This is a genomic window from Pseudoalteromonas sp. J2K-J599, assembly GCF_059295115.2.
The window spans coordinates 1,052,554-1,078,779 of record NZ_CM200271.1 but is presented as its reverse complement, the minus strand read 5'-3'; the positions used below and the strand labels follow the sequence as shown (position 1 = coordinate 1,078,779).

The following is a 26,226-nucleotide window of genomic DNA, read 5'->3' as shown; positions in this document are numbered from 1 at the left end:
TTAGAAGCCCAAACTTGATAAAAGATCATCAACTTCATCTTGATCAGATACAACATCATTACGCGATTCTTTATCAATAATAGGGCCTTCAGGACCTGCTAAAGTTTGTGTGGCAACTGGTTCTTTTATTTTTTGTTGTTCTACTTTATTCGCGGTGCTGTTACTGTCGTCTTGTTCAGCAAACGCAGTTAAAAGATGCAGTAAACTTTCTTCTACTTCCCTAACAAGTTCAATAACACGGCGAATAACTTGACCTGTTAAGTCTTGATAGTCTTGAGCCATTAATACATTTGTCATTAAGTTTTGAAGCTCATCAGTCTTATGATGAGAGTTGTTCATAAACTTATCGATGCTATGGCAAAGTTGCTTAAACTCACCAAGCTCAATCTCGCGGCTCATTAAACGATCCCATGTCGGTTTGATATGAGATATTTCGTCCGCTAACTGTTGGGCTATAGGAAGACTCGCCTCCACTGCATCCATTGTTTTATTAGCCGCATTTTCTGTCATTTCTATAACATAATTAAGCCGCTTTTTAGCATCTGGAATCGCATCTGTCGTTATATCAGTTAAGCGAGTATCAAGCTCAAAACTTTTAAGGGCTTCGTGCAGTTGACGAGTCAACTTTCCAACTTCAGCAAATAATTCAGACTGCTCTTTAGATGCAGCCTCTAAAATCAACTGATTTGCTTTGTCTTGCTCATCATTTTCTAAAAAAACAACGAGCTGACGAGCTTGTTCTAACGTTATTTGAGGCGCAGCTGGTGCTGGCATAAGCCTCTCCCCCATCATTAGCCTAAGCGTTCAAATACTTTTTCTAATTTAGTTTTTAATGTTCCAGCCGTAAATGGCTTAACAATATAACCATTAACACCAGCTTGCGCTGCAGCTATTATTTGTTCTTTTTTAGCCTCTGCCGTTACCATTAATACAGGGATATGTTTTAACTTATCGTCTGCACGTATTGCTCTTAAAAGATCAATACCCTGCATTCCAGGCATATTCCAATCCGTAACTACAAAATCAAACACTTGATTTTGCAACATAGGCAAAGCTGTAGACCCATCATCAGCTTCTTGAACGTTAGTGAAACCTAAGTCACGTAACAGGTTTTTTATAATGCGTCTCATTGTTGAAAAATCATCAACTACAAGAATTTTCATGTTTTTATCCAAAACATCCCCCAGTGAGGTATTAACCTTTGTTTACTTACTACTAATTTATCCAGTCATTGATTTTAGCTTTAAGCTTAATCATCGCCTGACCATGTATCTGACTTACACGCGATTCACTTACATCGAGTATATGTCCTATTTCTTTTAAATTCATTTCATCGTTGTAGTACAAAGAAAGCACCATTGCATCACGCTCTGGTAATGACTTAATTGCACTTAGCAAAGACTCATTAAACCTATCATTTTTAACATTATTAAAAGGTTTATCTTGTGCTAAATCTTGGCCTACAGGAGTAATAACATCCTCATCTACACCAAGGTCTTCAATGCCTAATATTTTACTCGTATTCGCATCATTTAAAATATGATGGTACTCATTGAGCGAAATTTCAAGTTTTTCAGCAACTTCTATGTCCGTTGGTTCGCGGTTCAGACTACTTTCGAGCTCAGTAATTGCTTCTGCAACTTGCCTGTTTTTACGGTGAACTGAACGAGGAGCCCAATCACCACGGCGCATTTCATCAAGCATAGCACCGCGAATACGAATACCTGCAAAAGTTTCAAAGCTTGCGCCTTTTGTTGCATCAAAGTTTTTCGAAGCTTCTATTAAGCCTATCATTCCTGATTGAATTAAATCATCAAGTTGAACGCTAGGTGGTAATCGAGCAATTAGATGACATGCCACTTTTTTAACAAGTGATGCATGCTTCTCAACAATCACATTTAAATTTTGTGTTGATTGATATCCCATAGCTCTATTCACCAGTGTTGTCATAATTAACCGTTTACTAGTTTCTCAATGAAAAACTCTAAATGCCCAGATGGTTGGTTGGGTATTGGCCATTTAACTGCTTTTGTTGCCAGCGTTTTAAACGCAAGAGCGGCTGGCGAATTTGGAAAGAGCTCTACTATTACTTTTTGACGACGTGTTGCTTTGCGCATATTTTCATCATAAGGAACCGTTGCTACTAGCTCCATTGATACATCTAAAAAGCGGTCGGTAACTTTAGATAGCTTTGCAAACAATTCAGTGCCTTCACGCATACTGCGCACCATATTGGCAACAATTTTAAATTTATAAACGCCGTGCTCACGACTTAATACTTTAATAAGTGCGTAAGCGTCGGTGATTGATGTCGGCTCATCGCATACAACAACCATTACATCTTGCGCTGCACGCGAGAAGCTCAGTACCATGTCTGAAATACCAGCAGCTGTATCTACAATTAAAATATCAAATTCGGTATTCAATTCGCTAAACGCACGAATTAGCCCAGCATGCTCAGATGGTGATAATTCAACCATACTTTGCGAACCCGATGTAGCGGGTACAATTTTAATTCCTGCAGGGCCTTCAACTAAAATTTCATCAAGCTCACATTCACCAGACAAGACATGTGACAAGTTACGCTCTACACGTAAACCAAGCATCACATCACAGTTTGCTAAACCCAAGTCAGCATCCAGCACTAATACTCGATTACCTTGCTGCCCAAGTGCAATAGCTGTATTTAGAGAAACATTTGTTTTCCCTACTCCACCTTTACCACCGGTTACAGCGATAACTTTTACGCCGTTGTTATTGTTTTGACTCATTTTGCGCAGGCCGCTTGCTTGATCTAATACTGTGTTAATCATACATCCCTACTGTGCTTGGCGCCACTGATTGGTGCCTTGAATGTTGTTCTTTTGTTCTTTTTAAATATAATTGCTCAGCCTTTTTAACTAGTTTCTCAGCATTTGCAACACGAATATCCTCTGGTACTCGTTGACCATTAGTAAGATACCCTATTGGAAGGCGATTTTGAATCGCAATACTAATAATCTCACCCAAACTTAATGATTCGTCTAACTTAGTGAAAATACAGCCACTTAACTGTACTTTTTTAAAGTGACGTACAGTTTCTTGCAATACATTAATTTGTGCTGTCGCGCTAAGTACTAAGTAGCTGCGAATATCTACACGTTGGTTACGCATTAACGTGTTTAATTGCTCAGTTAAACGTAAATCTCGCTGGCTCATACCTGCTGTGTCAATTAATACTAGACGTTTATTTCGTAAATGATATAAAACTTCAGCTAATTCATTAGCATCTTTAACTTGCTTAACACCACAACCAATAATACGACCATATGTTGCAAGTTGTTCATAAGCACCAATTCTGTATGTATCAGTGGTTATTAACGCCACTTTATCGGCACCATATTTTTGTGCGCCTAGAGCTGCAAGCTTAGCAACAGTCGTTGTTTTACCCACACCAGTTGGACCCACTAACGCATATACACCACCTTGGCGAAGTATTTCATTATTGGTTGTTTGCATTTGATCTTCGACCATAGTTAACAATGCTTTCCAACCTTGCTTACGAGACACATCATCAGGTACAAAACATGCCATTTGCTGTGCTACTTCTTTATCGATACCCATACCGACTAAACGGTCAACCATACAAGCGCGTGTTGGATCGCGACGCGCCATATCTTGCTGCATCAAGCCTGATACTTGGTGCTCAAGTAATTGACGAATTGCGTTCATTTCTTCACGCATTGTTGTCATTTCTTCGCTTTCATTATTAGGTGCTTGTTGGCGAGTGGTTACGGGGCTATCTAAATCATCAAAGTCGCGGTCTAAATCATCAAAACCTAAGCTATCCGCTTGAGTTTGTGGACGAACTGGCGCAGCAGCTTCAGGAGCAAACATATTTTTAGTACGCTGCCCCATATCTGGTTCTTGATAGTTATCAGTAGTATCAATACCCGATTGTGAAAACATTGATGCAAGCTCAGGAGAACGAGGACGCGGTGATTGACGCTCTAATAATGCTTGTAGGCTGTCAGCAACTTTTGCTTGAGGCTCAGGCTTGGCACGCTGTGGCTCTGGTTTTACAAAATTATGCATGCTTTGTTGTGGCGCCTGAGTACGCGGCTCTGCAGGGCGTTGTGGTTGCGCTGCTACTTTAGGGGCTGCTTTGTCATAATCAACTGCCGCTACAATTTCTACACCGTTAGCCAGTTTTTTATTTGACATAATAACCGCATCAACACCTAACTCATCTTTAACTTCTTTAAGTGCTGTGCGCATATCTTTAGCAAAAAAACGTTTAATTTTCATGATTCAACCCCTGTTAAAATCTTATTGTTGGCCTACCGAGCTTACAATTTTGATCTGTCTTTCGTCTGGTACCTCTTGATAAGACATCACTCTCAATCCTGGAATGGTGTACTTAACAAAACGAGATAACACAGTGCGTAACATTCCTGACGTTAGCAATATAGAAGGTTCGCCGGCCATTTCTTGATTTTGATGCGCTTGTGTCAATGACACTTGAAGTCGCTCTGCAAGTCCTGGCTCAATACCGGCACCTTCATCGCCTGCATTTTGTAATGACTGATGCAACATTTGTTCCAACTCAGGCGCCAAGGTTATGACAGGGATTTCTGATGACATTCCCACCGCATCTTGAACAATTAATCTACGCAGTGAAATACGCACTGCAGCCGTTAATACATCAGGGTCTTGACTACGTGGGCCATACTCAACAAGGGTTTGAACAATTGAGCGCATATCGCGAATAGCCACGCCTTCATTTAATAAATTTTGTAGTACTTTTACAATAGCAGTTAATGGCAATACATCAGGTACTAGTCCTTCCACTAAGCGAGGATGGCTTTTAGCAAGCATATCAAGTAGGTTTTGAACTTCTTCGTGCCCTAGTAGTAACGCCGCACTGTTAGTTAATAACTGGCTGATATGAGTGGCAACTACCGTGGCTGAATCTACAACGGTGTAACCTAGTGATTGAGCTTCATCTTTTTGATCTGGTTTGATCCATACTGCATCAAGGCCAAATGCAGGGTCTTTAGTTTCAACGCCTTTAATTGGGCCAAATACTTGCCCTGGATTAATCGCCAGCTCGTCGCCATGTTTAAGTTCGCTTTCACCTGTTGAAACACCCATTAGCGTTATTCTGTAAGCATTAGGGTCAAGCTCTAAATTGTCGCGAATGTGCACAGGTGGTACTAAAAAGCCAAGCTCTTGAGAAAGCTTTTTACGTACACCTTTAATACGATTAAGTAGCTCACCACCTTGAGATTGATCTACCAACGGAATTAATCTGTAACCTACTTCTAGGCCAATTACATCAACTTGTTGAACGTCATCCCAGCCAAGTTCTTTTTGCTCTTGTTTATTAGCAATACCCGTTGCAGCGCTTCCACCACTGGCGGCTTCTTCAGCTTCTGCTGCAGCGGCTTTTAATTTACTTTGCTGCGTGTAGTAAGCTAAATAACCAAGTAACGCACCTAAACTTAAAAAAGCAAAATGTGGCATACCAGGCACTAAGCCCATGATGATCAAAATACCTGAAGCAATGAAGAGAGATTTTTCGTTACCAAGTTGCTTCTTAAATTGGTCACCCATATTGAGCGACTCATTTTGGCGTGTTACAACAATCGCAGTACCAATTGAAAGTAGTAAAGAAGGGAGCTGAGCAACTAAGCCATCACCAATGGTAAGTAATGTATATACTTCCATTGCGTCGCCAAAACTCAAATTGTGCTGAATCATACCGACAAATAAACCACCAACAATGTTGATGATTAATATAACAATACCTGCAATAGCATCGCCTTTTACAAATTTACTCGCACCATCCATTGAACCGTAAAAATCGGCTTCTCGGGTTACTTCCTCTCGGCGGTCACGCGCTTGTTCAGCACTGATAAAACCAGCGTTTAAATCAGCGTCAATTGCCATTTGTTTACCCGGCATTGCATCAAGGGTAAAACGTGCAGATACCTCAGATATACGCCCTGCACCTTTAGTAATTACCACAAAGTTAATAATGATCAGGATTAAAAACACGACCAAACCAACAGCGTAGTTACCACCAATAACAACTGAGCCAAACGCTTCAATCACCTTACCTGCAGAATCTCCTCCGTTATGACCTTCAAGTAGTACAACTCGAGTACTGGCAACGTTAAGCGCTAAGCGCATAATCGTAGCGATTAATAATACAGAGGGGAATATACCAAACTCAACCGGCTTCATCGTGTAAACGGTCACGAGTAAAACCACTAATGCGAGAGCAATATTAAACGAGAAAAGGATATCGAGTAAAAATGGCGGTAACGGTAGAATCACCATTCCCAAGGCAGCAAGCACAAGCAAAGGAGTACCTACCCCTTTGGCATAGTCTTTTTTGTCTCTGTTAAGTTGTTGTAATACCGCTTTAAAACTCATAATTCTACAATTTCAAAAAATTGACACTACATAGAATTTGCAATAACTATTCCAAGTTATTAAGTTAGCGATTTAATACTTATAGGCATCGGGGATTGGGAGCTTATTATTAAGCTTAGTTGGGCGTTTACCGCGCCCTTTATTAAAGCGCTTAAGCTGAAATACATATGCTAAAACTTGCGCAACAGCAGTAAATAGCTGATCGGGTATTTGCTCTCCTACTTCAGCCGTATGGTAAAGCGCTCGGGTCAACATAGGGGATTCTAAAATAGGTACTTCATTCCCTATTGCTACTTTTCGAATTTGCATCGCCATTTCATCAATACCTTTAGCAAGCACAATAGGCGCTCCTGCACGCTCTGTATCGTATTTTAATGCTACTGAGTAGTGAGTTGGGTTGGTAACAATAACGTCAGCGTCAGGGACATCTTGCATCATGCGGTTTTGCGACATTTGCCTTTGTGTTTGCCTAATACGCGCTTTTATTTGTGGGTCACCTTCAGAGTTTTTATACTCATCTTTAATTTCTTGCATGGTCATTTTAAGTTGTTTGTTATGGTTATAACTTTGAAATGGCGCATCGATGGCGGCAATAATAATTAAAGTGCATGAAAGGCCTAAAAACATCCAGCCTAAAATCTCTAAGGCATGAATAATATTACCTGGTGCACTTTCTAAACTTAAATGCAGTATTTCATCAAAATAAGTATTAATTAAAAACACAGCAAAACTTGCAACCAAACCAAATTTTAAAAGTGACTTTACAAGCTCAATAGCCGCTTGCGGGCCAAACATACGTTTAAAGCCTTTCATTGGCGACATTTTACTTGCTTTAGGTGCAGCGGCTTCCCAGCTAAAATTAAAACCACCTAGTAACGTATTCCCAATAAATGCAGCCAAAACTATAATTAATACAAACATAGCCATAGGAAACATTAAAGCGTCTGCAACCTCTCCCCATACAGCAAACATTTTAGTGGTATCAAAGGCTTCGTTACGGTTTAAGCTAAGGGTTCGGCCCATTACATTGTATAAACCTTTGCCAATTTCAGGACCATACATCAAAAGCGATATAGCCGAAAAGATAAGTACAAACATGGTACCTAGCTCTTTTGAGCGTGCTATTTGGCCTTTCTTTTTAGATTCTTCAAGCTTTTTGGATGTGGGTTCTTCTGTTTTTTCTTGCCCTGAGTCTTCAGACATGACTTTCTCCTAAGGTGAGCAACCAACTAAAGTACACATTAGCTCAACCATTTTTAACCATTGAAACTCAAACTGAGTAACAAAGTTACCTAGTGTCGCCCAAATAATAATAAGTCCCGCTACCAAGGTAAACGGAAAACCAATAGAGAAAATATTTAATTGCGGTGCTGCGCGCGTCATAATACCAAACGACATATTAATAACGAGCATAGCCGTAAGCGGTGCAAGTGAGAGTACTAGTGCTGTAGTAAACATCCAGCCACCCCAGGTCACTATGTCCCAGTAATGATCTACAGACCACCATGTGCCATCAATGGGTAGCACTTGAAAACTATGCACCACCATTTGAATCATCATTAAATGACCGTTAAAAGCAAAAAATAACAGGGTGGCCAAAATAAGGAAAAACTGACCCACAGCAGGCACACTCGCGCCATTAGAAGGGTCAATAACCGAAGCAAAACCTAAACCCGTTTGCATCGCAAGTATTTGCCCTGCTAACACAAAAGTATTTAGTAAAAGTATAGATGCAAAACCAATAGCAACACCAATCAACATTTGTTGAATAACCACTAAAATCATCTCAAACGAAAATAAATTAGTGAATGTAGCTGGCGGTAAGACGGGGACAACAACAAAAGTTACAACAACTGATAAACCCATTTTTATACGCGTAGGAACATTTTTAGCCCCTAAGCCCGCCATAATCATAATCATTGAGCTAATGCGTACCAGCGGCAACAAAAAATCGCTCAACCATTGAATAACGACAGCAAATGGATATTCCACATTTAACCTGCAATTTCAGGAATAAGTAATACTAGGCGAGTAAAAAAGTCCATTAGTTCTTGAGTAAGCCAGTGCCCACCAACAATTAGCGCACTAATAGTAATTAATAAACGAGGTAAAAAGCTCAGTGTTTGTTCATTGATTGACGTTGCGGCCTGAAACACAGCAACCACTAAACCAATAATTAAACCTGGGACTACAATTGCAGACACCAGCTTAATAACTAGAAATAAAGCGTCACTTAGGATATCAACAAAAATTTCCGGTTCCATGTTGTACTCCTATTGTTGAGTCATGTTAATGCTTTGCATACTAAGTCCCTAAACCAAAGCTTTTGGCTAGAGTCCCCATCACTAAGCTCCAGCCGTCTACAAGTACAAATAACATAATTTTAAACGGCAAGGACACAATCATGGGTGAAAGCATCATCATACCCATCGCCATTAATACCGAGGCGACCACTAAATCAACGATTAAAAATGGAATAAAAAACATAAAACCGATTATAAATGCGGTTTGCAGTTCACTGGTTACAAATGCAGGTATCAATACTATTAATGGAGTATCTTGTGGCGAATCTAGCTGATCATAACCGGCAATTTTAGCAAATGTTTCTAAGTCTTTGAGACGCACTTGAGAAAGCATAAAGGCTTTCATTGGCTCTTTAGCAAGCTCTAAAGCCTCTACTGATGTAACCTGCTCATTTAAGTAAGGCTCTATAGCTCGCTCATTTACCTGCTGATAAATAGGCGACATAATAAAAATACTTAAAAAAAGCGACATGCCTAATAACACTTGGTTTGACGGTGTTTGCTGTAAACCAATTGCTTGGCGCAAAATAGCGAGTACAACAATAATTCGTGTAAATGAGGTCATCATAATTATGGCAGCCGGTATAAAACTCAGCGCCGTCATAATTGCTAAAACTTGTAACGTTACTGAGTAATCTTGTGTGCCATCAGTGTTTGTTGTAATAGTAAGCGCATCAATTCCCTCTGCGCTTACACTTGGTACAAACACCATGGCAAAAATAATAAGCAGCCACTTAGTCATAGGTTTAATTCTTTTTATTTTGGTTTGATTGCGGGTTTAAAAGTTTACCAAATCGTTTAGCGAGTTCAGGCAGTTCTTTTTCACTTAATGGGGTTTCTAACTTGTGTAAATAATTAATACTGTGGGGAGTTACACCAAGCAAATGCTGAGCATTATCTATCTCAACAACCATTAAACGCTCACGAGAACCCAAAGGCAGGCTCCTGACTACTTTAAATTCATCGCTGTTTGCTAAATTTGGATTAAGCTTTTTAACAAAAAATGCCAGCACAATAATTAGTACTAGCACCATTACAAGCGACAGCACCATAGAGAGTATATCTCCAGTTGGTGTTGCCACATCTGCTTTTGAAAAAACGGAACTAGTTAAAGCAACTAATAAGCTCATCGTAGTTTTTTGATCCGCTCTACTTGGCTTATCACGTCAGTTAAGCGAATACCAAACTTGTCGTTTACTACAACTACTTCGCCATGAGCTATCAAAGTACCGTTAACTAGTACGTCTAGCGGCTCGCCCGCGACACGGTCAAGCTCAACAACAGAGCCTTGGTTGAGTTGCAGTAAGTTACGAATATTAATTTTAGAGCGCCCTACTTCCATTGAAATAGTAACGGGGATATCTAAAATAGTGTCGAGTTTTCGTTTTTCATCGCCACTCATTTCGTGTTTTGAATCACTTAACTCATCAAGCTCTGCAACATGTGCTTCGCTACTATCATCTGGACCTTCGGCTTCTGCTAATGCTGCTGCCCATTCGTCCATTGTATCTTGATCATCGCTCATACTTTTAACCTTTTAATCAATTACCAGTCTAAGTCTACACCGTCAGAGAGGTGTAAATCATCTTCTAGTTCTGCTAATTCTGCATCTGAGTCAATTTTCTTGCCGCCTTTGGTAAATACATGCAGCTCAGATTTAACTGAATCAGGTCGTTTAATTTTTTCACTAATTTGAAGCGCAACATTATCGCGAGAGCGGCCCATCTTGGCTCTAAATGTAGGTAATTCCTCAACAAATACGGTTATATGCTCAGGCATTTCAACCGGAATAATATCGCCAGTTTTGAGTTCCATAATCTGCCTTAAGGTTAAATCGACTTCAAGTAACTGAGTCGACATATCAACCTCTACATCCATTATTTCGTCGCGAAGTGCTTTGCTCCAACGTAAATCAGTATCTTCAGTATCAGATTGAACACCCGCGTCTAACAGCTCTCGAATTGGCTCAAGCATTGAATATGGAAGTGCAATATGAAAATCGCCACCGCCACCATCGAGTTCAATATGAAAAGAACTAATAACCACAACCTCGGTTGGGCTTACAATATTAGCCATAGCTGGGTTTACTTCAGAATCGAGATATTCAAACGATACATCCATAACCGGTGCCCATGCTTCTTTATAATCTTCAAAAATGATCTTAAGGAGCATTTGCACAATACGACGTTCTGTAGGCGTAAATTCTCGGCCTTCAATTTTTGCATGATAACGCCCGTCACCACCAAAAAAGTTATCTACCAAAATAAACACAAGTCGTGCTTCCATGGTAATAAGGCCGGTACCTTTCAGCGGTCTAAAACGCACCATATTTAAGCTGGTTGGAACAAACAGAGTATGGATATACTCACCAAATTTAATCATTTGCACGCCGTTAATAGACACCTCTGCGGTGCGGCGCATCATGTTAAATAGGCTAATTCGCATATGACGAGCAAAGCGTTCATTAACAATTTCCAGTGTCGGCATACGACCACGCACGATCCGATCTTGCGAAGAAAAATCGTACTGAAGCGTACTTCCCCCGCCGTCTTCAGCTTCGTGTATATCTTCCTCTTCAACGTCATCAACGCCGTGTAATAGCGCATCAATTTCGTCTTGGGATAATAAATCGCTCACGCTAACCCCTTATTGCATCACAAAGCCGGTAAACAATACCCGCTCAATTACTTTGCTGCCTTCAACATCCATCAAGGCTTTTTGTACCTTTTCAAGTGCAGAAAAACGAAGTGTTTCTTTACCAGAACTCGTACTTAACTCATCGGCTGTTGTAGTAGAAAACACACTTAGTAGCGTCCCTTCTATTAGCGGAATATGCTTTTTAGCGGTTTCTTCGTTTACTTCACCACGTACTAATAACTGTACTTTAATTTGCACAATTCTGTCGCGACTTGAGCCAGGCACATTAAATACAAATGGGCGTGGCATCGCAACATATAAAGCACTGCCTATTTCAGCTGAATCACTAGGCTCAGCTGAGGGGGTATCTGCTGATATTGCAGTTTCTTCATCCAAGGTTTCAACTGACGCATCCGAACCTGACATAAAAAAGTAACCCGCAGCACCACCTATTATAAGTAGTACAGCCACTATAATTATTATGAGTTTCTTTTTGCTTTTACCGGTTTCTTCAATTTCTAAACTTGCTTCTTCAGCCATCATGATTCCTTTAATCGCAAAGGTACTTGCTTGTTTTAACTATTATAATAGCAGTACTTAGGCATAGTAATCTATTGATGATGAAGTTTGTTGTCGAGAACTTTGTGCAGTGTTATTTGCTTGCTCGTCGTTTTCATCATTAACAGACTTATTATTAGCCATATTACCTTGGGGTCCACTCTCACTTTGCTCGGCAGTTTCACCACCTGATTGCCCATAAGAAATAGTGCTTTCACCAAGCTCTAACCCTTGTTGCGCTAACATTTCACGTAAGCGCGGCATTGATTGTTCAAGTGCTTCTTTGGCTTGCTGATTTTGTACTACAAAGTTTATATGTGCTTGTTCTGCATCGCTACGAATACGTATTTGCATACTGCCCATTTCGGGAGGATCTAAACGAATTTCAGCTTCTTTGTTATTAATGCTCAGCATTGAGCTGACGCGCTCTTGCAATAATTTAGCTGCATCACTTTTAACAATATTAATTGCCTGCATTACACCAGGATCAATACTTACTTGCTTAACTTGCGATGTACTTTGTAATTGTTGAGTTTGTATTATTTGGGTATCAAGTAAGCTCTGCTCGTAACTTAATGAGTCGTATTGGCTTAATGTGCTCGTTTGCTGAGTATTTAAAGCAGCTGTAATTTGCGTAAATACTTGTGCTACGCGTGCAGGTGTTTGTTCTGCAGTTATTTTTTTAAGGCCATCTTTTTGTAATTCTTCAAGTGATTTTAATAAATCATCACCCTCAGTTGAGGTTGTTACGGCTTTATTTAAATCAGCCCCTTCGTTTGTCGATGTCTTTAAGCTTAACTTTTGTGGATTATATACTGTATTGGGAGTCTCTGACGCTACAAACGTTTTTGAGTCTGATTTAGCTGTGTCGGCAAGTCCTATTTCAATTGAAGCTTTTAACTCATTAACGGTTTGCTTAAGCGCTGACAACTGTTCGCCTTTAGGCTGCTCTGTTTTAATATAAGCGTTTAATTGCGTTAATAAGCTTTGTTTTTCAGCTGTATTAAGTGAATTTATTTCTGTGCTAAAAGAGTGTTTAGTTACTGTGCTCTGTGCTTTTTCGTTATCAGTAATAAATTGCGCAAGCATTTGCTTGAGATCAGCAGTACTGCTAGTCGCGCCGTTCATTGAATCAGTATTTTCTAACACCTTAACTTGCGCATTAAGTTGTGAGCGCTGCTCTGGCGTTAAACTAGCAATAACATTATTAGCTTTAATTAAGCTCGCATCTTTAGCTATTAAGGCGTCAATTGCTGCGCCTTTTTCGCTCTCAGATGTCTGTGAACTTGATTGCATCGTTTCTGATTCAGTTAAAGAAGGTGTCGCTACAGATGGAGCAGCTGGCGTAGGCACTGGTGTTGGCAACACTATATTTTTTGCACTTTTATCAACAGATTTATCCTGAGCTAATTGTCCCTTTATATCCATTGAAACTAATTCAGTGTCATCAACTATAGAGCCAAAACTGTCATCGGGTTTTTTACTTATAGGGTTTAATGGCCCTTCAATTGCCTCAGCAACACCACTTTTACGATGCTTGCCTTCATTTAATGGCAACGAATTTAAAGATAGTGAGCTAAAGTTATCGCTTTTTGAATCAGTTAATTTAGCCGCTTTAGAGTCTACATTAGTGGCAATTGGATTTTGCACTACACTCGCTGCATTCGCTTCTTCAGTCGATACTTCGCCACTTGCATTAGCTGATGCAATTATTGGTGTGCTTTGTAATTCTGTATTTTCTATTTCTGTGTTTTGTATTTCGGTATTCTCTACCTGTGTAGCTTCTAGCTCTGCATTTTCTGATTCTAAACTGTTAGTTGCATCAAAAGGCTTATTGACCGAAGTGCTCATTGCTTGTGCTGAATTAATCTGATCAAGCATCTCAACAGACACAAAAGTAACTTCGCCCGTCGCTACTTCATATAGCTTTACGCTCAGGTTTTCATTTTTTTCTGGCTGTTTATGCTTTGGAATAGCAATCGAATTTTCGGCACCGGGATTTTTATTGCCTTTAAGCAAAGGCTCCATAGAATTATGCGCTTCGTGTAATTGGCTTGAAAACTCCGCACCTAAATCGCCTTCATTATTAGCTAAGCTATTGTCTTTAAAGGCTAACAAAGAGTCTTTTTCAGAAGAAACTAAAAACGAAATGTTATTCATCGCCATAAATCACCTAATACCATTACGGCAATATGCCACCGCATACCGCCAAAAGTTGAATTCCACTAAGTAATAAAGCAATTAGCGTGCCTGAATTACAAAGCTTTACGACGTTGAAAAAACTGATTAGCTGAAAATTCATCTAACATTTTTTGCTCATTTTTAGCCATTAACGCATTTGCTTTAAGTTTTTGATTTTCGATTAATTTGGCGACTGCTTTAGCTTTAATTTGCTGCTTAAGCCATAGCGTTTTACGTTGAGTAACAACTTGCTTAGCGGTATTTACCGTACTTGCTTGTTGGCGAATTGCTTCTTCAATTTTAGCTATAAAGGCATGATACTGCCCAAATCCGGCACTAGATAAACCCGATTTTCCCTTAAGGTGTAACTGCTGAGAGTACTCAAGTCTAAAATTATTTAAACCTTGTAGCTTTTGTTGATTCGATTGCAAGTTTTGATTGGCTTGTAAGTAACTCATGCGCAAACTTTCTTCTTTGTCATTTTCAATTTTGAGCAATAAATCGAGTTTATTTTTAGCCATTATGCTTGTCCTAGTAACTGAGCAAGACCTTGCAGACCATCATCGTAACTAATGACATCTCGCATACCTTGTTGTAAAAATGCATTTACTCTTGGCATCATATTTATGGCTTGGTCGAGCATTTGATCGGTCCCTTTTTGATAGGCACCTAAAGTAATCATATCTTTGTTTTGTTGATACATTGAATATACTTGCTTAAGCACTCGGGCTTGTTGCATATGCGGCTCAGAAACAACTTGAGGCATAACACGCGAAATCGACTTTTCTATATCTATAGCGGGATAGTGCCCGCTGTCGGCTAAATCACGCGATAATACAATGTGGCCATCTAATATAGCTCGCGCTGCATCAGCAATAGGGTCTTGCATATCATCGCCTTCACTAAGCACTGTAAAAAAGGCAGTAATTGAACCTTGCCCTTCTCCGCCATTACCGGCGCGTTCTACTAGCGCAGGTAATTTAGCAAACACCGAAGGCGGATAACCTTTGGTTGCCGGCGGTTCGCCTACAGCAAGTGCAATTTCACGTTGCGCCATTGCGTAACGCGTTACCGAATCGAGTAATAATAATACGTTTAAACCCTGATCTCTAAAATACTCTGCAATAGTTACGGCGCTCTCGCAGCCTTTTAAACGCATAAGTGGTGATGAATCAGCGGGTGCTGCGACAACAACTGAGCGTTTGCGTCCTTCTACACCGAGTATTTCTTCAATAAATTCTTTTACTTCGCGGCCACGCTCCCCCACCAAGCCAACAACAATAACATCGGCTTCACTACCTCGGGTCATCATACCGAGAAGTACAGATTTACCCACACCGGAGCCTGCAAACAACCCCATACGTTGGCCTTGCCCTACTGTAATTACCGAGTTAATAGCTCGCACACCTACGTCCATAGGCTTAGTGATTGGTCTTCTAGAAAGCGGGTTTATAGTATTTTGCGCAAACTTTAAATGATGCTCAGCATTAATTTTACCAAGGCCATCTAGCGGCCGGCCTAAACCATCTACAACGCGGCCTAATAAACTCATCCCTACAGGCAAACCTAAGTTATTAACTTGAGGAATAACACGCGCACCAGGTAGTACACCAGAAATATGATCGTTAGGCATTAAGTACAAAGTTTGGTCGTTAAAACCGACTATTTCGGCGTCAACAAAGCCGTTCATGGTTTCTATTTTACATTGGCTACCAACGGGTGCACGTAAACCTCTAGCCTCAAGGGTAAGGCCAACAACACGCGTTAAAATACCTGCTACAGCAGGCGCTGGGATTTTAATATGTTGTTGATATTGAGATAAGCGTTCGCTTAAAGGTGCACGTTGAGTTGACATAACACGCCAATAAAATAGTTAGATACCACTATTATGCAAAAAACTATCCAACGTTTCTTTGACACGTGTTTTTAGAGTCATATCGAGTGACGATTGCGCTGTTTTAACTTCACAGCCACCGCGTTCAAGAGTGGGTTCTGCCATTAGTTGCCAGTTATTGTCAATAATGGTTTGTTCGCCGTAGCTCTCTTTTATGAGTTCTAAGTCTTCGGGGTTTAAATGGATTCGTACTTTTTCTTGCTCCGCATTAAGTGAATTAATACTTTGCTTTAACGTGTGTAAAATCACACCTGGCGATGTTTTTACTTCTTGATAAATAACAGCTTCCGCCAACATGCTAGCAAGTTGTACTAATTGCTTCTCGGCTTGTTCGTCCACTTTATCTAGCGGTGCAGTTAACCCCTCTAAAATGGCTTTTAAACTTGTTAACTGCTCTTCAATTAATGGTTTTACATCTTCAAGGCCTTGTGTTTTACCTTGCTCTAACCCTTCTTTGTAACCTGCTTCTTTACCTTCGCCAACGCCTTTTTCAAAGCCGTCTATGTAGCCTTGCTCATGACCTTGTTTGAGGCCTTCTTCGTACGCGTCTTGTCTAATGCGTTCAAGCTCAACCATGGTAAGCGCAGGGAGTTCTGGTTCTTGTGGCTCATCAACTGGCATTTCTTCAGCTAATTCTTTTTTGTACAGCTCACTAAGCGGTGTGCCGTAAGCTGTAGAGCGATTGCCAAAGCTGCTCTCATCTGGTGCTACATCTGGAATAGCCCAGTTTTTTAATAGTTCATCTGCTTCATCAGCGTGAAGAGTGCGCCCTTTGAGTTTGCTCATGGTTTACAGGAACTCCTCGCCACCGCCGCCGCCCAGCTGAATTTCACCTGAGTCAGATAAACGACGCGCTGTTGATAAAATCTCTTTTTGCGCCGCTTCTACTTCACTTATACGCACCGGTGCCATTGCTTCTAAATCATCAGCAAGCATTTCGGCTGCACGTTTAGACATATTGCCCAGTATTTTATCTTTAAGGGCATCGTCGGTGCCCTTAATTGCCTTCATTAATACGTCTTGTTGTACTTCTCGTAGGATTGCTTGAATACCACGGTCTTCAACATCCATTAAGTTTTCAAACACAAACATTAAGTCTTGAATTTGCTGCGACATCTCTTCGTCATGTTCACGAATAGAATCCATTAACTGCCCTTCTACATTTGTATCTAGGTAGTTCATAATATCTGCAGCAGCTTTTAAGCCGCCCATTTTAGCCGCTTGCGCACCAGCTTGACCGGCAAATTGTTTTTCCATGATTTCGTTTAGCTCTTGCAGTGCTGCTGGCTGAACTTCTTCGAGGTTTGCAATACGCATGGTTAAATCTAAGCGTACTTTTTCAGGGAACTGAGCAATAATCTCAGCTGACTGTTCTGGTTCTAAATACGATAATACAATGGTTTGAATTTGTGGATGCTCATTACGAATAATATTCGCTACTTGCTTAGAGTCCATCCATTTTAATGAATCCAGGCCTTTAGCGCCTGAGCCCATAACAATTTGGTCAATAAGGCTAGCAGCTTTGTCTTCACCAAGAGCGGCTGTAAGCGCTTTTTTAATAAAGTCTTCTGACTGAAAACCAATGGTACTAAAACTTTGAATTTGCTCTATAAACAAGTTGTGTACAGCGCTTATTTTAGCTTGAGATAAATCCTGTAACCCAGCCATCGCCATACCCACTTTTTGCACCTGTTTAGGTTCTAAGTGTTTAAGAATTTGCGCGGCATCTTCTTCTGATAAACTCAAAAGTAATATAGCGGCTTTATCTACCCCATCGAGCTTATCAACATCAAAGGCTGGCGGGAGTTGTTTTTGTTCTTGATCAGTCATCTTCTGTTAACCACGCTTTCACTACTTGTGATGATAGTTCTGGTTCGTTAGCTACAAGGGCACGAATTGCTTTAAGTAGATCTTCGTCGCCATGTAAATCCGGTAACTGCAGTGTACCATCACTTGAGAAACCAACCGAAGCAGAATCAAAGTCTTTATTTAGCATATCAAGAGTATTGTCGCCAATATCTACGCCTGAGCTTAGTGCATCTTCGTCGTATTCTTCTAGTGTATCGTCTGGGTAAATCAAGCGTTTAAGCATTGGTTTTACCACTGCCATTATTAATACAATGATAACTAAGGCGCCCAATACAAGGCGGGCTATTTTCATAAACCAGTCTTGTTCCCACAGTGGCACTTCTATAGCTAAATCTGTTGCTTCACGTACAAACGGCACTGTTACTACTTCAAGTGCATCACCACGTTGCATATCAAAGCCCACACCGCCTTGTAGTAAGCGACGAATATTTGACAATGCTTCAACCGAGCGTGGAGCCATGGTTGTTTCGCCGTTTTCTCCCACTTTAGGAATATAGTCAACAGCAACTGATACGCTTATTCTGCGTATAACACCACTTTGCTGGCGCTTGTGCGAAATGGTTGTATCGAGTTCATAATTACGTGTAGCTTCTTTGTGGCTGCGTGTTGGAGAAGTAGCAGTGCCTGCACCACCTTGCCCCGCAACCTCAGGAATATTTGAATTTAGCGGTGGCTGATTTGTAAGCGCACCTGGAATACCAACAGCTAGGCCGCCAATGTTATTTTCTTCAAATGTGGTTTCGCTTCTAACCGCTGGTAAGTCTGGGTTATAACGCTTTTGAGTTTCCTCAATCGAGCTAAAGTCCATACTCAAATCAACTTGAGCTGTATAGTTTGCAAGCCCGACAACCGGTATTAAAATACTGTCTATTTTTTCAAGGTACTCTTGTTCGCGCTTACGCTCTAAATCGTATTCTTTGCGAGAGCGTGCTGCTAATGAGCTTTGCGAACCTGAATTTAATAATCGACCATTTTGATCGGTAACTGTAACACGTGCAGGTTCTAAGCCTTGTACTGCTGAGGCAATCATATCAACAACAGAGTCTACTTCTTCACGGTCAAGTGAACGCCCACGTTTAAGTGTTAATACAACGGTAGCTGATGGTTTTTTCTCTCTGCGGGCAAATACGTTTTCTTTAGGAATGGCTAACAATACTTTGGCGCGAGTAATGTTGTTAAGCTCTTCAATTGTGCGTGCTAATTGCTGTTCACGACCATGTTTTAGGCGCTCACGCTCCAAGCGTTGGCTTACGCCAAAGCCCATATCTTGCATAATAATGTCAGAGCCTGATGCTGGACCTTGCTCTAACCCTTCACGGGTCATTAGTAGCTTAATGTTTTGGTATTCACTTTCATCAACCGATACAACATTGCCATCGAGTTGATATTCAATTTTTTGTGCATCTAAAAAGTCTAATGTTTGAATAAGCTCTTCAGTTTGCATTTTGCCTAACGGGCGCATATCTGGCTGACGAGCCCAGATAATAATGAAAATCGCGATAGCCAAACAAATCGCTAATGCTATTACCAGTGTTACTTGGCGCAATACATCAACACCACTTAAAGCACTTAAGTAGCCTGACTTTTGTTCTTGTTGATCATCACCACCACTTTGGTCGATACCGCCGCCAGCAAGTGCTAGGTCTGTAGATTGGTTAGATTGCGCCACAATAATTCTCCACTACCTAATTAAACAGGCATGTTCATGATTTCTTTATAAGCTTCAACAAGTTTATTACGAACCTGTACTGTAGCCTCAAAAGCAACTGACGATTTTTGAGAAGCAATCATTGCCTCAGCAAGCGATACACTTCGATCACCCATTTCAACTGCTTTTACTTTTTGACCTGCATCTTGCTGTAAACCGTGCACTGTATTTAGTGCATCGCTTAGCATGTCGCCAAACTGGGAAGTGGAAGTAGGCTGAACTGGAGTCGGCAATTTATTTATTTGATTATTACGGCCGGCTTCTAAAGCCATTGATTGCATTTCTTGAAATACAGCACTGTTTTGAATTTTCATAATTTATCTCTGACACGCAGTGAACTCTTACAAGTAATAAAGCACAAAACATGCCAAATAATTAATTGTTAAAATACATGCAGTTAGATTTAAATTATGTGAGTCAGAGTTTTGACAACCCTAAGTTCGCAGCGCAAACTTAGGGTTTATAGGAGGTTATGCAGGAAGTGAAATACCTAAATCGCGCATTTGCGCTAGTTTATAACGTAAAGTTCGTGGGCTTATGCCCAACGTTTCGGCAACGTCTTTACGCTTACCTTGGCAACGTGCAAGGGTTTCTAAAATAATGCGATGCTCTTTGTCTTTAAGCTCATCTTTATAGCTACCGGTATCTGCGGCTAGTAAACCTTGTTTGGGCTCATCCTCGGCATGCGATTTTTCATCATAATATGCAGAGCTTAGCGTGCTTTTATCAACGCCTTTATTTACGTGGGCCACTTCTGTTGGCGATAATGTTTGCGCTGGTGCCAATGAAGGCTCCATAACAAAGTTATTAGATACTAAGTTTTCAATAAAAATAGCATGCTCGTTTATTGTATCGCCACTTCGCAGTATAAGCGCACGTTGTATAACGTTATCAAGCTCGCGTACATTTCCAGGCCACGCGTGAGCCAGTAACTTTTGCTCGGCAGCTTTATCTAAATACGCCATGGGCTCTTTGCTTTTACTGATATGGCGCTCAATTAAATGCTTAGCCAATACAATAATATCGCCAGGGCGTTGGCACAATGCTCGCCACATAAGTGGAAAAACATTAAGCCTGTAATATAAATCTTCTCTAAATTGGTTTTCAGACACGGCTTCTTTTAAATCACGATTACTGGTTGCCAAAATACGTACATCGAGCTGAATTGTTTTACGCCCCCCTAAACGCTCAACTTCACGCTCTTGCAGTACGCGTAACAGCTTAGCTTGTAGCCCTAAGTCCATCTCAGTAATTTCATCAAGTAAAATAGTGCCGCCTTGTGCTTGCTCAAACTTACCCGGACATGCTTGAATCGCACCTGTAAAAGCCCCTTTTTCGTAACCAAATAAAGTAGCTTCGAGCATGTTTTCAGGAATGGCCGCGCAGTTAATCGCTACAAAAGGCTCATTACAACGACTCGACTTATCATGAATATAACGAGCGAGTACTTCCTTACCTGAACCACTAGGGCCAAGTACCATTACACTTGCATCAGAGCGTGCTACTTTACTCGCAAGCTCTAATAATTGAATACTAGTTGGGTCAGCAACAATAGGTCCGTCGGTTTCTTTTGCTTTTTCAGGCAAATAACGGCTCACCATATTTAACAGCACTTCAGGTGCAAATGGTTTAGCCATGTAGTCAATAGCACCTAGGCGCATGGCCTCTACCGCATCGTCAATTGTGGCGTACGCCGTCATCATCAGTACAGGTAAATCAGGGTGGTTTAATTTAATACTGCGTAGTAAATCAAGTCCACTCATTGCGCCCATTTGCACGTCGCTTACAACAAGCGAAAATTGATCTTTTTTAAGCAGTAACATTGCTTGCTCAGCACTGCTCGCTGCAACACATTCAATACCCGACATTTCAAGGGTATCTATTAAGGCTTCACGAAGCCCAGCGTCATCTTCGACAACTAAAATAGTGTTACTCATAATGACCCCTCTAATTTAGATGCTGCCTTAATAGGTAGTAACAAGCTAAAGCAGGCACCACCATGCGTATTATTAGTCACATCAACACGGCCTTGGTGTGCACTAGCAACCGAACTCACTACAGCAAGCCCTAAGCCTGTGCCCTGACTTTTTGTAGTAAAAAATGGTTCAAAAATTTTATCGCTTTGGCTTAAATCAACACCTGGGCCATTGTCGCTCACACTAATACGGACCATATCTAAATCTTTTAAATCTCTTTGTGCGCTAATTTTTACTTTTGCACCGCCACCAATAACTTGAATACTATTGTGCACTAGATTTTGAATAGCACTGGCCAATGCCGTTTTATTACCAACTATTTGTATATCGGGTTCTGGTAAGCTTACATCCAGTTCACTTTCATTAAGTGCGACCATCGCATCAGCGCCCGCTTTAACTTCTGTTAAAAGCTGCTGCATTGAAACTTGCTCAACAACTTGCTGATCGCCACTTTTAGCAAATAACAGCATGTCGTTTACTTGAGTTTCTAAATCTTTTAAACGCGACATTAACTTTGTTTGAAAATTATCACGAGATGCTTCGGGTAAGCGCTTAGACCCTAAATTAGCAGCGTACAGCATAGCGGCTGAGAGCGGCGTACGGACTTGATGCGCTAATGATGCAACCATTTTACCCAGCGCGCTTAATCGCTGCATATGTGCAACACGTTTTTGTAAGCGGCGGGTTTCGGTTAAATCCGTCATTAAAATAAGTTGCCCAGGCTCTGGTGCTAAAGCGGTAATATCAAGCTTTATTAGGCGCCCGTCCTTTAAAGACACTTCATGACCATCATCTTGATGTGGCCTAAAAGAGCGCTGAATAACATTAAACCAGCGTTCGCCTTCAAGTGGCTCGCCAAGCATATCAATCGCTATTTGATTCGCTTTTGCAATCAACCCTTTGCCATCAAGTACAACCACACCTGCTGGCATGGTATCAACCAAGTGCGAAAGCCAACTTGCTTGCTTACGCAGATCGCTTAATTCACCAATGTACTCCTCTTGAAGTAAACATGGGTTATACTGATTTGCAGAAAAAAACTGTGGTTTTAGCACGCTAGCAAGGGCCATAATCAAATCTCGAATTGATGTAGATATATGTCCAAATGCACGATTTATACCAAAATTTATTTACATACTTATCATTAAGTTACATCAATAATTTGAGCGACATAAAAATGACGCACACAAAAAGGAATAATAATGAGTGAGCAAATAAAGTGCCGTTGCCCGTGGCTCGACACCACTAAACCCGACTACGTTATTTACCATGATGAAGAATGGGGCGTCCCTCTTTATGATGATACAAAGCTGTTTGAATTTATCACTCTTGAATCAGCGCAAGCCGGCTTAAGCTGGTACACAATTTTAAAAAAGCGTAGCGGTTACAAAAAAGCATTTGCTAATTTTGATGTAGATAAAGTGGCACAATTCACACAAGATGACGTTGAGAGACTAATGCTTGATGAAGGGATTGTGCGCAATCGCTTAAAAATTGCGGCAACTGTTAACAACGCAAAGTGCTTTATAGAAATACAAAAAGAATTTGGAAGTTTTAGTAACTACCAATGGCAGTTTGTCGATAATAAACCGATTATAAGTAATTTAAATAACGCTGAGGACTACCCAGCAATTACAGAGGCATCAACTGCATTTGCTAAAGATTTAAAAAAACGGGGTTTTAAGTTTTTAGGCCCTACAACGGTTTACGCTCATATGCAGGCCTGCGGTATGGTTAACGATCATAGTAATGATTGTTTTAGAAAAGAAGAAATTATTAAGGCTTCTAGTGAGTAAGTGATTAGTTCACAAAGAGGTTAAGAGACGCTGCGCTTTAGAGAAGTAAAGCGTAAGTTGACTATGGTTTCTCATTTACCTTCGTTTTTCTCTTTGTGAAATAACGTTTTATTTAAATGATTAAAAGCTACGCTTTTCATGCGAGCAAGCTCAGCGTATACCGCCAAGGTTTAAGTTTGTGTTTATCTTGTAGACGCCAAGCTTGCTTGCGTGACGGGCAAAGCCCGTAAAGTGATTGCTCACAAATGAATAATAAATAACGAAAAGTATTTCACCATTTTAGTACTTCTAATCTCGTGAAAGATTATACTTTTTCATTTTCTCAACGAGTGTGGTTCTGCGAACCCCTAATATCTCTGCAGCGCGAGCTACAACATAATCATAGCGCTCTAACGCTTGGGTAATTAAGCTAATTTCGAGCTCGGCTAAATAATCTTTAAGCTCAATACCATCATCAGGTAATAGCCCACTACCCGTTTGGCTAAACTCAGCGTCTGGCTCACTTTCGTAATCACTGAAACCGGTGCTAAATATATCGTTAAAGGCGTCTTTTTCCATTAACTCTTCGGGGTATTCTGGCTCGTATGCTTCAACTTCAATGTAACGATATTTATTAGGTAAGTCGGGAATATCAACCACTTTTTCAGGAAACATAATAACCATACGTTCCACTAAATTAGCAAGCTCACGAATATTACCAGGCCAAGCATGTTCTTTTAAACTCTCAACTGCGCGCTCAGTAAACTTAGCGGTAGAACCTGTTTGGTCGTTAACACGGCGCATTAACTCTTTTAAAAGCAGCGGAATATCATCAGCACGTTCACTCAGCGATGGGTTTTCGATAGGAAATACATTTAAGCGGTAATATAAATCTTCCCTAAAACTCCCCTCTTCAATCATTGTTTCAAGATTACGATGCGTGGCCGCAATAACGCGTACATCAGCCTGAATAGCCTTTGTGCCACCAACACGCTCGTAGCTGCGTTCTTGCAATACTCGCAGCAACTTAACTTGCATTTGCAGTGGCATATCGCCTATTTCATCTAAAAATAGCGTTCCACCTTGAGCAAGTTCAAAGCGCCCTTTACGAGCTGATATAGCACCAGTAAACGCGCCCTTTTCATGGCCAAATAGTTCACTTTCGAGCAGCTCTGCAGGAATAGCACCACAGTTAACTGGTACAAACGGTCCATTAATACGCTTTGAAAGCAAGTGAACATTACGGGCAACCACTTCTTTACCTGTGCCTGATTCGCCTAAAATTAAAACATTAGCGTCGGTTTTTGCCACTTGTTCAATTAAAAAGCGAACATCTTTTACGGCCTCTGTTTCACCAACAAGTCCATCAAAAATCTTATGCGGTTTAGTATGCTTATGCTCATTAGGCAGCATACGCTGATATTGCTGACAGTCGTGAAGTAACTGAGTTGTCACTTCGTGATTAAATGGCTCGCAAATAAGCCCCACCACATTAGCTATACTTAATAGTGGTTTTAGCGTTTCGCCAATTAATAAAAACGGCAATGTTGGATAGCGTTTAATTAAGCTTTCGTGGTCAAGTGATTGTAACGCTCCTAAAATAATCATGCATTCTTGCTGCTGATATTTTTTGCATTCTTGTTCAAAGCAGTCTTCGCTTAATAGTTGGACAGCTTCACCAATAAAGCCAAGTGAAGCATTTAATCCTATTGCGCGGTTGTTATTATTATCTAAAATCAAGATCATATTTAGCGAGCCGTACTTTCACTAATTTGTATAATTAGTTAAATTGTAAGCCAGTTCAGCATGGATGCAAGTGATAGCGGCAGTTTTTTGACATAAACGCCAAAAAACAGACGGGCTAGTTAAGTTAACCATACTTAATAGTTAATCATTAAGTATGGGTTATAGTTTTAACTTATTTATTACCTAGCTATAACTTAGCTCTAAAAATTAATTTACTCGGCTATAAAAATGCTATTGTTAGTAAATAAACTCAATTATAAATTTAAGTTGAAGTTACAAATGCCGATACATAAATAAGTGAAAATGCTTGGCATTAATATTGCTTTGTTCTTATAAAAGTATAAAAGCTTTATTGATTTTTTATATTAGCTTTCACATAATTTTATCGTTTTAAATTTTAGGATTTCCCCATGGCTCATGTCTCAGTAAAAAAATACGGTCAAGTTCGTGCCAGTAGTATTGCCGAAATGGCCCCTTACGAACAAATAAACCTTATATTCAGTAATATTATCGGTCGCTTAGCAGCAACAAAAGGGTTTATTGAGCGCAAAGAAATACAAAAGAAGGGTGAAAACATTTCAGCCTGTGTTTTATTATTTGGTGCACTGCAAGACGCACTTAATTTAGAAGTAGAACAAGACCCTAGTATTTCTAACAATTTATTGGCACTTTACGATTACTGCCAACGCCGTTTAACGCAAGCGAACATAAATAACGATATTGAAGCTATTATTGAAGTATCAAATATTGTTAAAGAAATTAAAGAAGGCTGGGATAACATCCCGCTAGATCAACGCAGCCCTGCAGTTTAATTTAAATTATGGACTCGCAAACACCAGTAAGCCATGCTGAGCAGATACAAGCATTACTTAGTAACATTGAAGTGTTGGTAAATGATAATAATGCAGATGAAGCTCAGCCTTTTTTAGACACTTTAAATACTGAACTAAAGCAATGGTGCGAAAGTAGCGAAGGCCCAAGTACAGAGCAATTAGAATTAATTCAACTACGAATAAATACTATTTTAGTAAAAGCAAATAGTTCAAAAAACGAATCATCAAAAGCTATTATTAAACATAAAAAGTCTGGTAAGGCCATTAAAGCTTATAAAAACACCTAGTAAACAGACCTAATAAACGACCTTTATTCTAACTAAATA

The 26,226-nt window shown here is 40.2% G+C and carries 27 protein-coding genes; 3 read left to right on the top strand and 24 right to left on the bottom strand.

Annotated elements, in window-relative coordinates; all coding sequences use genetic code 11:
* From AC5NT5_RS04895 to AC5NT5_RS04785, 23 genes are all read right to left on the bottom strand, one after another.
* Complete coding sequence (locus AC5NT5_RS04895) at window positions 1–774, bottom strand: protein phosphatase CheZ (RefSeq protein WP_165742705.1); 774 nt, start codon at window positions 772–774, stop codon at window positions 1–3.
* 17 nt (window positions 775–791) lie between these two features.
* Complete coding sequence (gene cheY / locus AC5NT5_RS04890; RefSeq protein WP_008132609.1) at window positions 792–1,175, bottom strand: chemotaxis response regulator CheY; 384 nt, start codon at window positions 1,173–1,175, stop codon at window positions 792–794.
* Window positions 1,176–1,215: 40 nt separating this feature from the next.
* Complete coding sequence (locus AC5NT5_RS04885; RefSeq protein WP_002959310.1) at window positions 1,216–1,926, bottom strand: RNA polymerase sigma factor FliA; 711 nt, start codon at window positions 1,924–1,926, stop codon at window positions 1,216–1,218.
* Between the two features lie 26 nt (window positions 1,927–1,952).
* On the bottom strand, window positions 1,953–2,813 hold the full coding sequence (locus AC5NT5_RS04880; protein ID WP_002959312.1) for a MinD/ParA family ATP-binding protein: 861 nt from the start codon (window positions 2,811–2,813) through the stop codon (window positions 1,953–1,955).
* Window positions 2,806–4,287 carry a flagellar biosynthesis GTPase FlhF gene (gene flhF / locus AC5NT5_RS04875; protein WP_165723527.1) on the bottom strand — a complete coding sequence of 494 codons (1,482 nt, stop codon included), beginning with the start codon at window positions 4,285–4,287 and terminating at the stop codon, window positions 2,806–2,808. Before flhF ends, AC5NT5_RS04880 begins: the two co-directional genes overlap by 8 nt.
* Before the next feature lie 21 nt (window positions 4,288–4,308).
* A complete protein-coding gene (gene flhA, locus AC5NT5_RS04870) occupies window positions 4,309–6,420 on the bottom strand; it encodes a flagellar biosynthesis protein FlhA (RefSeq protein WP_024599209.1) in 2,112 nt (703 codons plus the stop codon).
* Between the two features lie 72 nt (window positions 6,421–6,492).
* Window positions 6,493–7,623 (bottom strand): flagellar biosynthesis protein FlhB, encoded by a 1,131-nt coding sequence (flhB, locus tag AC5NT5_RS04865; RefSeq protein WP_010553902.1) that lies wholly within the window; start codon window positions 7,621–7,623, stop codon window positions 6,493–6,495.
* 9 nt (window positions 7,624–7,632) lie between these two features.
* Window positions 7,633–8,412, bottom strand: coding sequence for a flagellar biosynthetic protein FliR (fliR, locus tag AC5NT5_RS04860; RefSeq protein WP_007585805.1), 780 nt, complete (start codon window positions 8,410–8,412; stop codon window positions 7,633–7,635).
* A 2-nt stretch (window positions 8,413–8,414) separates the two neighbouring features.
* The gene (gene fliQ, locus AC5NT5_RS04855) at window positions 8,415–8,684 is read right to left on the bottom strand and encodes a flagellar biosynthesis protein FliQ (RefSeq protein ID WP_002959325.1); all 270 of its coding nucleotides are present in this window, start codon (window positions 8,682–8,684) and stop codon (window positions 8,415–8,417) included.
* 40 nt (window positions 8,685–8,724) lie between these two features.
* Window positions 8,725–9,465: a flagellar type III secretion system pore protein FliP gene (fliP, locus tag AC5NT5_RS04850; RefSeq protein ID WP_076923505.1), complete on the bottom strand. Its 741-nt coding sequence runs from the start codon at window positions 9,463–9,465 to the stop codon at window positions 8,725–8,727.
* Window positions 9,466–9,469: 4 nt separating this feature from the next.
* Window positions 9,470–9,853 carry a flagellar biosynthetic protein FliO gene (fliO, locus tag AC5NT5_RS04845; RefSeq protein WP_007377952.1) on the bottom strand — a complete coding sequence of 128 codons (384 nt, stop codon included), beginning with the start codon at window positions 9,851–9,853 and terminating at the stop codon, window positions 9,470–9,472.
* Entirely contained in the window at window positions 9,850–10,248 is a 399-nt protein-coding gene (gene fliN, locus AC5NT5_RS04840) for a flagellar motor switch protein FliN (protein WP_024599211.1), read from the bottom strand. Before fliN ends, fliO begins: the two co-directional genes overlap by 4 nt.
* A gap of 20 nt (window positions 10,249–10,268) precedes the next feature.
* Entirely contained in the window at window positions 10,269–11,360 is a 1,092-nt protein-coding gene (gene fliM, locus AC5NT5_RS04835; RefSeq protein ID WP_494513471.1) for a flagellar motor switch protein FliM, read from the bottom strand.
* A 9-nt stretch (window positions 11,361–11,369) separates the two neighbouring features.
* A complete protein-coding gene (gene fliL, locus AC5NT5_RS04830) occupies window positions 11,370–11,900 on the bottom strand; it encodes a flagellar basal body-associated protein FliL (RefSeq protein ID WP_024599213.1) in 531 nt (176 codons plus the stop codon).
* Window positions 11,901–11,957: 57 nt separating this feature from the next.
* Window positions 11,958–14,084 carry a flagellar hook-length control protein FliK gene (locus tag AC5NT5_RS04825; protein WP_494513470.1) on the bottom strand — a complete coding sequence of 709 codons (2,127 nt, stop codon included), beginning with the start codon at window positions 14,082–14,084 and terminating at the stop codon, window positions 11,958–11,960.
* A gap of 89 nt (window positions 14,085–14,173) precedes the next feature.
* Window positions 14,174–14,620, bottom strand: a complete 447-nt coding sequence (fliJ, locus tag AC5NT5_RS04820) for a flagellar export protein FliJ (RefSeq protein WP_010553907.1) — start codon at window positions 14,618–14,620, stop codon at window positions 14,174–14,176.
* Complete coding sequence (fliI, locus tag AC5NT5_RS04815) at window positions 14,620–15,954, bottom strand: flagellar protein export ATPase FliI (protein WP_076923507.1); 1,335 nt, start codon at window positions 15,952–15,954, stop codon at window positions 14,620–14,622. The genes fliJ and fliI overlap by 1 nt, the downstream gene beginning before the upstream one ends.
* An 18-nt stretch (window positions 15,955–15,972) precedes the next feature.
* Window positions 15,973–16,779: a flagellar assembly protein FliH gene (gene fliH, locus AC5NT5_RS04810; RefSeq protein ID WP_494513469.1), complete on the bottom strand. Its 807-nt coding sequence runs from the start codon at window positions 16,777–16,779 to the stop codon at window positions 15,973–15,975.
* Window positions 16,780–16,782: 3 nt separating this feature from the next.
* On the bottom strand, window positions 16,783–17,823 hold the full coding sequence (gene fliG / locus AC5NT5_RS04805) for a flagellar motor switch protein FliG (protein WP_007581881.1): 1,041 nt from the start codon (window positions 17,821–17,823) through the stop codon (window positions 16,783–16,785).
* Window positions 17,816–19,531 (bottom strand): flagellar basal-body MS-ring/collar protein FliF, encoded by a 1,716-nt coding sequence (gene fliF / locus AC5NT5_RS04800; protein ID WP_024606216.1) that lies wholly within the window; start codon window positions 19,529–19,531, stop codon window positions 17,816–17,818. Before fliF ends, fliG begins: the two co-directional genes overlap by 8 nt.
* A 20-nt stretch (window positions 19,532–19,551) precedes the next feature.
* A complete protein-coding gene (gene fliE, locus AC5NT5_RS04795; protein ID WP_494513468.1) occupies window positions 19,552–19,884 on the bottom strand; it encodes a flagellar hook-basal body complex protein FliE in 333 nt (110 codons plus the stop codon).
* A 156-nt stretch (window positions 19,885–20,040) separates the two neighbouring features.
* On the bottom strand, window positions 20,041–21,507 hold the full coding sequence (locus AC5NT5_RS04790) for a sigma-54-dependent transcriptional regulator (RefSeq protein ID WP_494513467.1): 1,467 nt from the start codon (window positions 21,505–21,507) through the stop codon (window positions 20,041–20,043).
* A complete protein-coding gene (locus AC5NT5_RS04785; protein ID WP_494513466.1) occupies window positions 21,504–22,616 on the bottom strand; it encodes a sensor histidine kinase in 1,113 nt (370 codons plus the stop codon). The genes AC5NT5_RS04790 and AC5NT5_RS04785 overlap by 4 nt, the downstream gene beginning before the upstream one ends.
* 132 nt (window positions 22,617–22,748) lie before the next feature.
* Between AC5NT5_RS04785 and AC5NT5_RS04780 the strand changes: the two genes are divergently transcribed.
* Window positions 22,749–23,342: a DNA-3-methyladenine glycosylase I gene (locus tag AC5NT5_RS04780; RefSeq protein WP_182682705.1), complete on the top strand. Its 594-nt coding sequence runs from the start codon at window positions 22,749–22,751 to the stop codon at window positions 23,340–23,342.
* Window positions 23,343–23,630: 288 nt separating this feature from the next.
* On the opposite strand, the gene AC5NT5_RS04775 is transcribed toward AC5NT5_RS04780, so the two are convergent.
* Window positions 23,631–25,067, bottom strand: a complete 1,437-nt coding sequence (locus AC5NT5_RS04775) for a sigma-54 dependent transcriptional regulator (RefSeq protein WP_197141403.1) — start codon at window positions 25,065–25,067, stop codon at window positions 23,631–23,633.
* 410 nt (window positions 25,068–25,477) lie between these two features.
* Here AC5NT5_RS04775 and fliS point away from each other — a divergent pair, with 410 nt between their 5' ends.
* Window positions 25,478–25,879 (top strand): flagellar export chaperone FliS, encoded by a 402-nt coding sequence (fliS, locus tag AC5NT5_RS04770; protein WP_494513465.1) that lies wholly within the window; start codon window positions 25,478–25,480, stop codon window positions 25,877–25,879.
* 8 nt (window positions 25,880–25,887) lie between these two features.
* Window positions 25,888–26,187, top strand: coding sequence for a hypothetical protein (locus AC5NT5_RS04765; RefSeq protein ID WP_494513464.1), 300 nt, complete (start codon window positions 25,888–25,890; stop codon window positions 26,185–26,187).
* Window positions 26,188–26,226 lie beyond the last annotated feature (39 nt).

Coding starts and splice junctions, on each gene's coding strand:
- AC5NT5_RS04895 (WP_165742705.1), bottom strand. CDS start 774: ATGCCAGCACCAGCTGCGCCTCAAATAACGTTAGAACAAGCTCGTCAG.
- AC5NT5_RS04885 (WP_002959310.1), bottom strand. CDS start 1,926: ATGGGATATCAATCAACACAAAATTTAAATGTGATTGTTGAGAAGCAT.
- AC5NT5_RS04880 (WP_002959312.1), bottom strand. CDS start 2,813: ATGATTAACACAGTATTAGATCAAGCAAGCGGCCTGCGCAAAATGAGT.
- flhF (WP_165723527.1), bottom strand. CDS start 4,287: ATGAAAATTAAACGTTTTTTTGCTAAAGATATGCGCACAGCACTTAAA.
- flhA (WP_024599209.1), bottom strand. CDS start 6,420: ATGAGTTTTAAAGCGGTATTACAACAACTTAACAGAGACAAAAAAGAC.
- flhB (WP_010553902.1), bottom strand. CDS start 7,623: ATGTCTGAAGACTCAGGGCAAGAAAAAACAGAAGAACCCACATCCAAA.
- fliQ (WP_002959325.1), bottom strand. CDS start 8,684: ATGGAACCGGAAATTTTTGTTGATATCCTAAGTGACGCTTTATTTCTA.
- fliP (WP_076923505.1), bottom strand. CDS start 9,465: ATGACTAAGTGGCTGCTTATTATTTTTGCCATGGTGTTTGTACCAAGT.
- fliO (WP_007377952.1), bottom strand. CDS start 9,853: ATGAGCTTATTAGTTGCTTTAACTAGTTCCGTTTTTTCAAAAGCAGAT.
- fliN (WP_024599211.1), bottom strand. CDS start 10,248: ATGAGCGATGATCAAGATACAATGGACGAATGGGCAGCAGCATTAGCA.
- fliL (WP_024599213.1), bottom strand. CDS start 11,900: ATGGCTGAAGAAGCAAGTTTAGAAATTGAAGAAACCGGTAAAAGCAAA.
- AC5NT5_RS04825 (WP_494513470.1), bottom strand. CDS start 14,084: ATGGCGATGAATAACATTTCGTTTTTAGTTTCTTCTGAAAAAGACTCT.
- fliJ (WP_010553907.1), bottom strand. CDS start 14,620: ATGGCTAAAAATAAACTCGATTTATTGCTCAAAATTGAAAATGACAAA.
- fliI (WP_076923507.1), bottom strand. CDS start 15,954: ATGTCAACTCAACGTGCACCTTTAAGCGAACGCTTATCTCAATATCAA.
- fliH (WP_494513469.1), bottom strand. CDS start 16,779: ATGAGCAAACTCAAAGGGCGCACTCTTCACGCTGATGAAGCAGATGAA.
- fliG (WP_007581881.1), bottom strand. CDS start 17,823: ATGACTGATCAAGAACAAAAACAACTCCCGCCAGCCTTTGATGTTGAT.
- fliE (WP_494513468.1), bottom strand. CDS start 19,884: ATGAAAATTCAAAACAGTGCTGTATTTCAAGAAATGCAATCAATGGCT.
- AC5NT5_RS04790 (WP_494513467.1), bottom strand. CDS start 21,507: ATGAGTAACACTATTTTAGTTGTCGAAGATGACGCTGGGCTTCGTGAA.
- AC5NT5_RS04785 (WP_494513466.1), bottom strand. CDS start 22,616: ATGGCCCTTGCTAGCGTGCTAAAACCACAGTTTTTTTCTGCAAATCAG.
- AC5NT5_RS04780 (WP_182682705.1), top strand. CDS start 22,749: ATGAGTGAGCAAATAAAGTGCCGTTGCCCGTGGCTCGACACCACTAAA.
- AC5NT5_RS04775 (WP_197141403.1), bottom strand. CDS start 25,067: ATGATCTTGATTTTAGATAATAATAACAACCGCGCAATAGGATTAAAT.
- fliS (WP_494513465.1), top strand. CDS start 25,478: ATGGCTCATGTCTCAGTAAAAAAATACGGTCAAGTTCGTGCCAGTAGT.
- AC5NT5_RS04765 (WP_494513464.1), top strand. CDS start 25,888: ATGGACTCGCAAACACCAGTAAGCCATGCTGAGCAGATACAAGCATTA.